The sequence below is a fragment of the Actinokineospora sp. PR83 genome, from assembly GCF_021056305.1.
Lineage (GTDB): Bacteria > Actinomycetota > Actinomycetes > Mycobacteriales > Pseudonocardiaceae > Actinokineospora > Actinokineospora spheciospongiae.
Map to the genome: position 1 here is coordinate 1 of NZ_JAJCXD010000115.1, position 10953 is coordinate 10953.

Genomic DNA, 10953 nt, shown 5'->3' on the forward strand with positions numbered 1-10953 from the left:
AGCGCCGGCGCGGGCCTGGCCGCGCGCGGCGCGGCGGGCGCGCTGGCCGCGGAGTCCGCGATGGGCGGTCGCGGCGGCACCTCCGGCATGGTCCCCGGCATGGCGGGCGGCGCGGGCGCCCCCGGCGCGGAGGACGAGGAGCACAAGGACAAGTACGGTGAGGGCACCGACTTCTTCGACGACCTGCCCCCCGCCTACCCGTCGGTCTTCGGCGCGTGACCGGCTACCGCGCCGACCCCGGCGAACTGGCCACCGCCTCGGCCAGGCTCCGCGACACCGCGGACACCCTGGCCGAGGTGCGCCTCGACGCCGACGCGACCACACCGGTCGGCCCCCCGGACCTCGCGGCAGCGCTGACCGCCTTCACCACCGAAGCCCGGAGCGCCCTGACGACCACCACGTCCGCCATCACCGGAGCAGCGGCGGGCCTGCGCGCGGCCGACAACGCCTACACCGACACCGAGGCGGACGTCACCGCCGCCCTCACCCGTCACCTCCGCGACTGACCATGCCCCCGGCTGTCCACACCCCACCCGAGGTTGTCCACACCCCCCTCGCCGACGCACCGGAACCGTCACCCCCACCCGGTAACGTGGAAATGGGGGGTCCCCAGGGCCGGATGATCTTGCTCGGGCTCGGGCTCAAGTTCGGCGCAGAGGCCGGGGCCGGGGCGGGAGTCGGCGTTGCGGGCGCTGTTCGGGGTCGGCGGGATGTCCGCGGCCCCTGGGTGGGGCGGGCTCCCCGGGGGAGCCGGACCGGTGCGGGACGGCGCGTCGGGGTGGCGTCTCCGGTTTCGGGTGGGGAGGGGGCGTGGTGAGCGCTTACCGCGGGTTGGGGTTCGACCCGGTGCCGGGCGACCCGGACGCGGCGGTGGCCGCCGCCGGCGGGTTCGTGGCCGCGGCGGAGGCGTTGGGGCAGGTCGAGCCCGCGGTGCGGCGGGCGCGGGAGGCCACCGGGGGGTGGGCGGGGGCCGCGGCGGAGTCGTTCGCGGCGGCGCTGGGGCGTGTTCCGCCTGATGCGGAGGATCGGGCGGAGCGGTTGCGGCGGGCGGCTGAGGTGCTGTCGGGGTGGGCCGGGGTGCTGGCCGGGAACCGGCGGGCGGCGGCCGACCTGGACGCGGAGGCGCGGAAGGTGCGGGGGCGGATCTCGGCGGCCGAGGACGACGTGCACGCCGCGCGCAACAACCTGGACCTGGCCGCCACGCCCGCTGCCGCCGCGGTGGCCGGGATGGACCACGCGACCGCCGAGTCCACCCTCGCCGCCCTGCGGTCGCGGCTGGACGAGGTGCTGCGGGCCGCCCGCGCGCTCGCGGAGGAGCACCACCGGACCGCGTCCGCCGCGGCTGCCGAGCTGGACGCCCTGCGCGGGGCGCCCGCCCCGGCCGGGCCCGCCGCCGTCCGCGGGATGATCCCCGTGCTGGACGGGCTCTCCGGGGCCACCGCCGCCCTCGCCCGGCTGTTCTCGCCCGCGGGCGGGAGCGTGGTCCGGCCGACCGGGGCGGCGGGGGCGTTCGCGGGCGCGCTGGTGCCCGCGCAGGCAGGCCGGGAAACGATCGTCCTCGTCGAGGCGCCGACCCGCGGACCGCGGCGGTGAAACTGGCCGCTGTCCCCGGCGTCACCCCGGTTTCGCTGACCAGTCCCGAGCAGACCGCCGAGGAGCTGGCCGCGCTGATGGTGCGCGCCCGCGGACCGGAATCCGCCCACGACCCCGGGTTGCGGCAGTCCGCCGTGGAGGCCGCCGAACTCGCGCACGCCAACGGGGCCGGGTTGGTCGCCGTGGTCGAGCACGCCGCCGCCGACCCCGCGGTGCTGGTGGCGCTGGTGGTGGTGAGCGACGTGCCACACGGGGCGGGCGCCGCGGCGGAACTGCGGGACTACCTGGAGGCGGCGGCCGGGCCGGACATCCAGGACGTGACCGAGGCGCGGACCGAGCGCGGGCACCCGGTGGTGATCGCCGACCGCATCCCGGCCGGGGAACCCGGGTGCCAGTTGCAGGCGATCGTGATCGAGCCGGAGGGGCGGCGGATGGCGGTGTTCACCCTGCACTCGACGACCGGGCGCGGGTGGTTGGAGTTGGCCTCGACGTTGGGGCGGTTGGTGTCGTCGGTGTCTTTCGCGTGAGTGGTGGAGTGTGGTGCTGGATCCGCTTGGTCGTGTCTGGGCTTGGAGCGCCGGGAGTTTTGGGGGCGTGCCCGGGTGGGTGGATCTGCTTGGGCGGGGCCCCTACGCCGATCATGTGCCCAGTGTGACCGAGTGGGGCTGAAGAGATGCCCCACTGCCCGGGCAGGCTTGCACATGATCGGCTCCCCCACCCAAGCAGATCCACCCACCCGGGCCTTTTCGTAGCCGGGCCGGCGGTTGGTGGGGTGGCTGGCTTCCGCTGCGCCCGGTGGGGTTCAGGTGGCTGGCCGCCCGGCCGGCAGGTGGCGCGGTGGTTGTCGGCTGCGCCGGTGGTGTTCGGGCGGTGGGTGCCGGGGCGGGGTGGCTGGGCGGCTTTGCTGGTGGGTTCTAGGTGCCCAGCACTTCGTCGCGGTAGTCGCGGGGGGTTTGGCCTACTGCTTTGCGGAAGGTTCTGGAGAAGTGGGCGGCGTTGGCGAAGCCGCACTGGCGGGAGATCTCGCCGATTCCCCGGACGCCGAGGGCGGGGTCGGCGAGGAGTTCCTTCGCGCGTTCCACCCTGAGGGTTCTGATGCGGCCGGAGACGCCGTCGCCGTCGTCGAAGAGTTGGTAGAGGCGGCGGCGGGAGATGAAGAGGGCTTCGGCGATGCGCTCGGCGGTGAGGGTGGGGTCGGAGAGGTGTTCGCGGATGTACTCCGTGGCCGCTCGGCGGCGGGTGGCGAGGGCGTCGGCGCGGTCGAGTTCGGTGCGCAGGGCGGTGCGCAGGACCAGTTCGGCCAGGCCGAGGAGGTAGGCCTTGGCGCCGTGCGGGTCGAGGGTTTCGGCGACGGCGAGCAGGTGGGCGACCGAGGTGGCGAACAGGGATTGCAGGCCCCGCTCCACCGGCACCTGGCGGAACAGCAGGGGGCGCAGTTCGCCGAAGTCGACTGAGAGCTTGTGGGTGGCGACCGTCAGCAGGACCATGCCCTGGCGGTCGCCGGGGTGGACCCGCAGTTCGCAGTCGCCGAAGCCGATGGTGGTGCCCGCGGGCGGCAGGTGGCGCGGGAGGGTGGCGCGCATGAGCAGTTGGACCCGGTCCGGGTCGGCCCTGGTCTTGCCGCCGCGGGCGGCGTCGAGGGCTTGGCGGGCGGCGGTGGCCCCGGAGGAGCGCACGACCAGGTACCCGGCGGCGACCTCCTCGGGCTCCGCCGGGGCCGCGGCGGGGGGATGGCCCAGCACCGGGGACAGCGCGGCGAAGCGGCTCACCGGGCCACAGTAGCCACCGCGCGGCCCGGGGGCGCGGTGATCAGCCGAGGCGGGGCCCCGGCGGTGCGGTGGTGGGTCGAGACGGGCACAGGGGCTGGGTTCTGGTGGTGCGGTGGTGGGTCGAGGCAGGGCACGCGGGGGCGCGGTGGTCGGTCGAGAGGGGCGTCGAGGCCGAAGGACCCGGGGGTGCGGTGAGTTGGGACGGGCGTCGAGGCATGGGGCCGAGTGGGCGCGTGGGTGGGGTGGGACGGGGGAGGGGTGGGTGGCCACTCGGCCGCCCACCCCTCCCCCGGATCGATCAGTTGCTGCTGGCGGACATCGTGGTCCACTTGTCCCAGGTGATGGCCCAGTCGTAGATGTCGCCGTCGACCGCGCTCAGTTGCTGGTTGCTGCCGGTGATCTCCACCGGGTCGCCGACCAGGACCGAGTCGAAGTACAGCTTGGCGTTGGCGGGGGCGAGGTTGATGCAGCCGTGGGAGACGTTGGCCTTGCCCTGCTGCGGGATGGACGGGGCGTAGCCGTGGATGAACTCGCCGTTGTTGGAGATGCGGACCGCCCAGGGGACCACGACGTTCTCGTAGTTGTACTTGGGGTTGGTCATCGCGTAGGTGAAGTGCTTGCTCATCACCACGTGCGTGCCGCTCTTGGTGACCCGGCCGGGGTCGGACTCCAGGCCCATCGACGCCGGGAAGTCGGCCGTCTGGACACCGTCGCGGAAGACGAGCATGCGGTGGGTCTGGGTGTCGGCCTTGACGACCTGGGAGCGGCCGATGGCGAAGGCGGAGGTGACGTCGGCTCGGCCGTAGCTGCCCGCGCCGAGGTCGCGGCCGTAGATGTCGACCGTGACCTTCACCTGGGTGCCGGGCTTCCAGTACTCCTTGGGCCGCCAGTGCACCCGGCGGTCGTCGAGCCACGCCCACGCGCCCTCGGTCGGGACCGAGGTCTCCACCGCGAGCGCCTGCTCGGCCGCGACCTTGTCCTTGACCGCCGCGTCGAAGGTGACCGCGATCGGCATGGCGACGCCGTAGGTCTGGCCGTCGCCGGTGTTGAGGCTGGCGCCGACCTGGCGCTTGGGCTTGGCCGTGGTGAACGCGCCCGCCAAGGCGACCGCCCTGCCGTCGTCGCCGGTGGCCGAGCCCGACCAGGTGTAGGTCTTGCCGTAGCCGAGGTCCTCGGCGACCGCCCACGACTTGCGGTCGGCCGAGAGGGTGCCCTTGACCTGCTTGCCCTCCGGGTTGGTCAGCGACACCGTCTCCAGCGCGCCGTCGACCACCGTCACCGTGACCGGTCCGCCGGGGCCGACGTCCACCGCGCCCGCCGCCGGGGAGGTGGTCACCGTGGCCGACTTCGCCACGCTCTGCTCCGCGGCGGGTTGTCCCCCGCCGCCGCCCGCGGCCGAGGCCGCGCCCTCGCTCGTGCAGCCCCCCAGGGCCAGCGCGGCGACCAGGCCCGCGCCCAGCAGCGTCGCCGGGAACCAGCGCCTCCGCGTGTCCATGTGTGTTTCCCTTCCCCCATTGCGTGTGCACCCGTAACGACGTGGCGGGCCACTCGGAAGTTGACCGAGAACACTGTGACGCGCAACACATTCAATGGAATTCCGACGCAGTTCGCCTCGCGTTCGAAGTGCGGTGCGACCATTGCGGAGCGTGCTCACCCACATCACCCGCATGGCCGAGTCGAGCGCCCGTCAGGCAGTAGTGCGCCGGGGTTTCGCTCGATACGATTTGCCGTGCAGGCCGTAGTTTCTGTGTTCGTGCTTACACGCTCGCGGAACGAGAACGCGGGCGCGCTGCTTTCCCGCTGTAGTGGGCGGGAGTATCGCCCGGGGGCGGCCCGGGGCTGCATGGTGCAGCCCCAATGCTCCTGCGTTGGAGGCAGGTTTATGGCACAGGGCACTGTCAAGTGGTTCAACTCGGAAAAGGGCTTCGGCTTCATCGCGCAGGACGACGGCGGTGCCGATGTCTTCGTGCACTACTCCGAGATCCAGTCCAAGGGATTCCGCACGCTGGAGGAGAACCAGCGCGTCGAGTTCGAGGTCGGCCAGGGCACCAAGGGCCCGCAGGCCACGAACGTCATCCCGCTGTAGTCATCTGCTGTTAGTCGGCCGCGCGGGAGCGGCACCGACCTGACGACGAGGAGCCCCGGTCCGCACAGGACCGGGGCTCCTCGGTTGGGTGTCGGGGTTCAGGACTGCGATTGCTTGAGCTGCTGCGCTTCCCACTCCAGCCGCTGCATGACCCACTCCTGGGCCAGTGCCATCGGCGAGGTGTTGCGGTACGCGGCGATCTCGCGCAGTTGCTCGTTGGCGACCAGCGGCAGGCGCAGCTGGTGCACCTCGGCGCTGCCGAAGCGGCGACCCGAACCGGTGGTCTCCACGTCGCTGTCCGGGGAGAGCGCGGCCAGGTAGTTCTCCAGGTCGCTGTCGGGGAGGTCCTGCTGCTCCTGCTCCCGCAGCGGGCCGCGCTGGCGTCCTGAGCTGGTGCCGTCTGCCTTGGGGTCAGTGCGGCTGCGTCCGAAAGAGGGAAAAGGCACGGGCACAGGATAACGAACGGGTCGCGGCCGACCTGAACCTGTGACCTGGGGCACGTGTGACGGTGTGGATGGTTTACCGGTGCCACCGCCGCTGACCTGCGCGGACCCCGACTCCCGACAGGGAGAGGCCCCCGCGCCAGGGGGAGGAGCGCGGGGGCCGGAGGGGATCTCCACAGGTGCTGACCGGGGGGTGTCAGCACGTCGATTGTTGCACGCGCACGCGTTTCCGGCGAGGTCCGGACGTGTATTTTTCTCAGCGAATGTTCACCCGGATTTCGCCTTGACGGGTGAGGTGTTCACCCACCGGGCGCGATCAGCCCGCGGCGGCCCGGAAGCCGCGCAGGCGCAGGCTGTTGGACACCACGAACACGCTGGACAGCGCCATCGCCGCGCCCGCGATCATCGGGTTGAGCAGGCCGAGGGCCGCCAGCGGGATGCCCGCCACGTTGTAGGCGAACGCCCAGAACAGGTTGCCCCGGATGGTGCGCAGCGTGCGCCGCGACAGCCGGATCGCGTCCGCGGCCAGCCGCAGGTCGCCGCGGACCAGGGTCAGGTCGCCCGCCTCGATCGCCACGTCCGCCCCGGTGCCCATGGACAGGCCCAGGTCGGCGGCGGCCAGCGCGGGCGCGTCGTTGACCCCGTCGCCCACCATGGCCACGACCTCGCCCGCCTCCTGCAAACCGCGCACCGCGGCCACCTTCTCCGCGGGCAGCACCTCGGCGATCACGTCGGCCTCGGCGGTGATGCCCACCCGGGCCGCGACCGCCCACGCCACCCGCTCGTTGTCGCCGGTCAGCAGCACCGGGCGCAGGCCGAGGGCGCGCAGGGCGCGGATGGCGTCCGCGCTGGACTCCTTGACCGTGTCGGCCACCGCGATCAGCCCCAGGACCCGCCCGCCCGCCGCCGCGGCGACCACGGTGTGCCCGCGCTCCTCGGCGGCGGCCTTGGCGTCGGCCAGCGCCTCGATCCCGGCGACGCCGTGCTCGGCGAGCAGCCGGGGCCGCCCCACCACCACGTCCTCGCCGTCGACCAGGCCGGTGACCCCCAGGCCCTCGGTGTTGCGGAAGCCCTCGACCGGCGGCAGCGGACCGGCCTCGGCCGCGTGCGCGGCCACCGCGCGGGCGATCGGGTGCTCCGAGCCGGATTCGACCGCGCCCGCCAGCCGCAGCAGCCGGGCCGGGTCGACCCCGTGGGCGGCGACGACCTCGACCACCGACATCCGACCGGTGGTGACCGTGCCCGTCTTGTCCAGCACGACGGTCGTCACCCGGCGGGTCGACTCCAGCACCTCCGGGCCCTTGACCAGGATGCCCAGCTGCGCGCCCCGGCCGGTGCCGACCAGCAGCGCGGTCGGCGTGGCCAGGCCCAGCGCGCACGGGCAGGCGATCACCAGCACCGCCACCGCCGCGGTCACCGCCGCGTCCGCCTCCGCCCCGGTGAGCAGCCAGCCCAGCAGGGTCAGCAGCGCGATGCCCAGCACGACCGGGACGAACACCGACGAGACCCGGTCGGCGAGCCGCTGCACCTGCGCCTTGCCGGTCTGCGCCTGCTCCACCAGCCGGGCCATCTGCGCGAGCTGGGTGTCCGCGCCGACCCTGGCCGCCCGCACGACCAGGCGCCCGCTGGTGTTGAGCGTGCCGCCGACGACCGCCGAGCCCGGCCCCACCTCCTCGGGCACCGACTCGCCGGTGACCAGCGACCGGTCGAGCGCCGAGGTGCCCTCGACGACCTCGCCGTCGGTGGCGACCTTCTCCCCCGGCCGCACCACGAACAGGTCGTCGACCCGCAGCCGCGTCACCGGGACCCGGGTCTCCACCCCGTCGCGCAGCACGGCGACGTCCTTGGCGCCCATCGCCAGCAGCGCCCGCAGCGCGGCCCCGGCCCGCCGCTTCGACCGGGCCTCCAGCCAGCGCCCGAGCAGCAGGAACGCGGTGACGCCGACGGCCACCTCGAAGTAGACGTCGGCGGTGCCGTCGTCCCCGCGCGGCAGCAGGCTGAACTCGTGCCGCAGGTCGGGCGTGCCCGCGCCGCCGAACAGCAGGGCGTACACCGACCACAGGAACGCGACCGCGATGCCCATCGACACCAGGGTGTCCATGGTGGCCGCGCCGTGGCGCAGGTTCACCGCCGCGGCCCGGTGGAACGGCCACGCGCAGAACACGACCACCACGGTCGACAGCGCGAGCGCCGCCCACTGCCAGGTCGGGAACTGCCACGCGGGCACCATCGAGACCAGCACGACCGGCACCCCGAGCACGGCGGCGACGAGGAACCGCTTGCGCAGCTCCCCGGCCTCGCCGTCGTGGGCGGAGTCCGCCTCCGCCGGGTCCGGCCGCTGCTCGGCGACCGGGGCGGCGGTGTAGCCCGCGGCCTCGACCGTGCCGACCAGGCGGTCCAGTGCGAACCCGGCGGGGGCGGTGACGGTGGCGCGCTCGGTGGCGAAGTTGACCGAGGCGCGCACGCCGTCGAGCTTGTTCAGCTTGCGCTCGACCCGGTTGGCGCAGGAGGCGCAGGTCATCCCGCCGATGTCCAGCTCGACGGTGTCGGTGGCGTGCTCGGTGGTGGTCATGGGATTCCCTCGGGTCGGCGTGGGCTGGTGGGGCGGGGCTCAGCCCGCGAGCTGGTACCCGGCCTCGGTCACCGCGGCGGCGACCGAGGAGCGGTCCAGCTCGGCGTCGCTGGTGACGGTGACCGCCCCGGTGGGCAGGTCGACCGCGACGTCGGTGACACCGGGCAGCTCGGACAGCTCCTCGGTGACCGAGCCGGCGCAGTGGCCGCAGGTCATGCCGGTGACGGTGTAGACGGTCTGCTGGGACACGGTTCGTGCCTTCCTCTGTGTGCTTGTCGCTGGGTGGCTTGTCTCTGGTGGCCGGTCGGGTCAGGAGCGGACGAGCCGGGCGATCGCGTCGGCGGCCTCGCGCACCTTCGCCGCGGCGGCGGCGTCGCTCTCCCTGGCGGCGTCCACGACGCAGCTCGCCATGTGCTCCTCCAGCAGTTCGAGGGCGAACGCCTGCAGCGCCTTGGTGGCGGCGGAGACCTGGGTGAGGACGTCGATGCAGTAGCTGTCCTCGTCGACCATCCGCTGCAGGCCGCGGACCTGCCCCTCCACCCGGCGCAGCCTGCGCAGGTGGGCGTCCTTCTTGGCGCTGTAGCCGGGGGCGTGCTCGTGCTCCATGCCTCCAAGATACCCATGGGGGGTAGGGGTTCAGCAAGCGGACGGTGTGCGAGGCGGCGCACACAGGGCCGAACGGGTGAAGGGGGTGGCCGGAAAATGTCGGTCGTTGTCACAAAGCGTCGGGAAAACCGATCACTTTCGGCAACCCAAGGTGTGGACCGGTTCACTCGCCGGGGGGCTGCGAGAACGCCGACTTCTCTCATAGCCTCACGCCAGACCAAAAGCCGGGGAGGCAACAATGAGCGGGTCACTCGAAGTCCGGAGCTTCCTTCTCCAGCAGGACAGCATGGGCTCGACCGGGCAGTACCCCGGGGGCGTCCCCGCACCGCGCTCCGGGGAGTCCGCCAGGGTCTCCGACGAGCAGGTCCGCCGGGCCAGGCTGGCCGTGGCGCGCAGCGCCCTGGACGCCGGGGACTGCCGCGAGCTGCTGGAAATGCTCGGCCTGGTCGACGGCGAGGACGGGATCCCGCCGGTTCGCCGCTGACCGCCCGCGCCCCCGGGAACGGCGTCCGCCGACGCCGTTCCCGGTATAGAGCAACCCATTTCGGACCGCTATACCGAATGCGCGCCGGTAAATAGCGGACACCCTCGACTTGGCCCCCGCGGACCATTGCGGATTCCGGCCATTCCGTGACACCGTTGCCCGCGTGACCGCCGTCTCCGTCGCCGCCGAGACCCGCGCTGTCGTCCAGCGCCTCGGCGGCGCCTTCATGACCTCAGCCGAACTCGCCGAGCAGGAGGCCGCCGCGGGGCAACCCGCGAACACCCTCTACTTCAGCGGCCGCGCCGCCGCCCTCGGCGCCCCCACCCCGCTGGTCGCCGCCGAGACCTTCGGCATCTTCCCGCCCAGGATGGTCGAGCTGCTGCTCTCCCGCGCCACCCTGCTGCCCGAGGCCGCCCTCGCCGCCTACTGCGAAGCCCTCTGGCAGTGGTCGCGCACCCACCTGGCCCACGCCACCACCCCCGACCGCACCGCCGACCTGCTGCTGGCGGTCGTCGACGCCGCCGACGCCAGCGGCCTGCCCCTCTTCGCGGGCCTGCGCGCCGCCCCGCGCCCCACCGAAGGCCCCGAGCGCCTCGGCCACGCCCTGATGCTCTTCCGCGAGCTGCGCGGCGGCCTGCACTTCGCCGCCCTCCGCGCCTGCGGCGTCCCGCTGCCCGCCGCCGTCATCGCCGACCCCGGCGCGGGCCCCGACCGGCTGCCGCTCATCGGCTGGCGCCCCGAGGCGATCACCGGGCTCGTCGCCACCGCCGGGGCGATCCCCAACCTCGCCGTCCGCTGGGAAGCCGCCGAGGACGCCACCAACCTCCGCACCGACGAACTCCTCGCCGCCCTCGACCCGGGCGACCGCACCGAGCTGCACCAGGCCCTGCTCGCCCTGGAGTGAGGTCCGCGCAGGTCAGACCCTGTTTGGTACCCCGGATTTCGGTGGCTGGGCGGTGTGCCCTAAGCTAATCTTGCTTCCAGCGACACCGAGCAAGCAGCACCTGGGCTCCCATCGTCTAGCGGCCTAGGACTCCGCCCTTTCAAGGCGGCAGCGCGGGTTCGAATCCCGTTGGGAGCACGCAACACCGGTAAGGTAAGGTTCCACCAGCAGTAGAGCAAGGCCCTGTGGCGCAGTTGGTTAGCGCGTCGCCCTGTCACGGCGAAGGTCGCGGGTTCGAGTCCCGTCAGGGTCGCTCGCTTTGGCACGCCCATGCTCACGGAGTGCGTGAGCATGGGCGCTCGCCATTGCACTGGGGGGCGACCCCCCAGACCCCCACGGTGCGATCTGTTGCTGAACCAGCGTGGTTCTTGTGGTTCAGTGCTTTCGCACTTTTTGTATGGCCAGGTAGCTCAGTTGGTACGAGCGACCGCCTGAAAAGCGGTAGGTCGGCGGTTCG

The 10953-nt window shown here is 73.2% G+C and carries 12 protein-coding genes, 2 tRNA genes and 1 pseudogene; 9 read left to right on the plus strand and 6 right to left on the minus strand.

What is annotated here, in order from left to right:
- From L6E12_RS31000 to L6E12_RS31015, 4 genes and pseudogenes are all read left to right on the plus strand, one after another.
- Positions 1–219, plus strand: a pseudogene (locus L6E12_RS31000) (hypothetical protein); the annotation flags it as partial.
- The gene (locus L6E12_RS31005) at positions 216–506 is read left to right on the plus strand and encodes a hypothetical protein (protein WP_236231477.1); all 291 of its coding nucleotides are present in this window, start codon (positions 216–218) and stop codon (positions 504–506) included. The pseudogene L6E12_RS31000 and the gene L6E12_RS31005, both read left to right, overlap by 4 nt.
- A gap of 307 nt (positions 507–813) precedes the next feature.
- Entirely contained in the window at positions 814–1593 is a 780-nt protein-coding gene (locus tag L6E12_RS31010) for a hypothetical protein (RefSeq protein ID WP_236231478.1), read from the plus strand.
- A complete protein-coding gene (locus L6E12_RS31015) occupies positions 1590–2120 on the plus strand; it encodes a hypothetical protein (protein ID WP_236231479.1) in 531 nt (176 codons plus the stop codon). Before L6E12_RS31010 ends, L6E12_RS31015 begins: the two co-directional genes overlap by 4 nt.
- 387 nt (positions 2121–2507) lie before the next feature.
- On the opposite strand, the gene L6E12_RS31020 is transcribed toward L6E12_RS31015, so the two are convergent.
- Positions 2508–3362 (minus strand): helix-turn-helix transcriptional regulator, encoded by an 855-nt coding sequence (locus L6E12_RS31020; RefSeq protein WP_236231480.1) that lies wholly within the window; start codon positions 3360–3362, stop codon positions 2508–2510.
- 298 nt (positions 3363–3660) lie between these two features.
- Positions 3661–4857: an Ig-like domain-containing protein gene (locus L6E12_RS31025; RefSeq protein ID WP_236231481.1), complete on the minus strand. Its 1197-nt coding sequence runs from the start codon at positions 4855–4857 to the stop codon at positions 3661–3663.
- Between the two features lie 387 nt (positions 4858–5244).
- On the opposite strand from L6E12_RS31025, the gene L6E12_RS31030 reads away from it, so the two are divergent.
- A complete protein-coding gene (locus tag L6E12_RS31030; protein ID WP_035281179.1) occupies positions 5245–5448 on the plus strand; it encodes a cold-shock protein in 204 nt (67 codons plus the stop codon).
- Between the two features lie 98 nt (positions 5449–5546).
- Here the strand turns inward: L6E12_RS31030 and L6E12_RS31035 are convergent, their stop codons facing one another.
- The 4 genes from L6E12_RS31035 to L6E12_RS31050 all read right to left on the minus strand — a co-directional run bounded on the left by L6E12_RS31035 (position 5547) and on the right by L6E12_RS31050 (position 9069).
- Positions 5547–5894, minus strand: a complete 348-nt coding sequence (locus L6E12_RS31035; RefSeq protein WP_236231482.1) for a hypothetical protein — start codon at positions 5892–5894, stop codon at positions 5547–5549.
- A 313-nt stretch (positions 5895–6207) separates the two neighbouring features.
- Positions 6208–8463, minus strand: coding sequence for a cation-translocating P-type ATPase (locus L6E12_RS31040; protein ID WP_236231483.1), 2256 nt, complete (start codon positions 8461–8463; stop codon positions 6208–6210).
- Between the two features lie 39 nt (positions 8464–8502).
- A complete protein-coding gene (locus L6E12_RS31045; protein ID WP_236231484.1) occupies positions 8503–8712 on the minus strand; it encodes a heavy metal-associated domain-containing protein in 210 nt (69 codons plus the stop codon).
- A 60-nt stretch (positions 8713–8772) separates the two neighbouring features.
- The gene (locus L6E12_RS31050; protein WP_035281185.1) at positions 8773–9069 is read right to left on the minus strand and encodes a metal-sensitive transcriptional regulator; all 297 of its coding nucleotides are present in this window, start codon (positions 9067–9069) and stop codon (positions 8773–8775) included.
- 238 nt (positions 9070–9307) lie between these two features.
- Here L6E12_RS31050 and L6E12_RS31055 point away from each other — a divergent pair, with 238 nt between their 5' ends.
- The 4 genes from L6E12_RS31055 to L6E12_RS31070 all read left to right on the plus strand — a co-directional run bounded on the left by L6E12_RS31055 (position 9308) and on the right by L6E12_RS31070 (position 10749).
- A complete protein-coding gene (locus L6E12_RS31055; RefSeq protein WP_236231485.1) occupies positions 9308–9553 on the plus strand; it encodes a hypothetical protein in 246 nt (81 codons plus the stop codon).
- Between the two features lie 163 nt (positions 9554–9716).
- Positions 9717–10457 carry a hypothetical protein gene (locus L6E12_RS31060; RefSeq protein WP_236231486.1) on the plus strand — a complete coding sequence of 247 codons (741 nt, stop codon included), beginning with the start codon at positions 9717–9719 and terminating at the stop codon, positions 10455–10457.
- A gap of 104 nt (positions 10458–10561) precedes the next feature.
- Positions 10562–10634 (plus strand) — tRNA-Glu (locus tag L6E12_RS31065).
- A gap of 41 nt (positions 10635–10675) precedes the next feature.
- Positions 10676–10749, plus strand: a tRNA-Asp gene (locus L6E12_RS31070).
- Positions 10750–10953 lie beyond the last annotated feature (204 nt).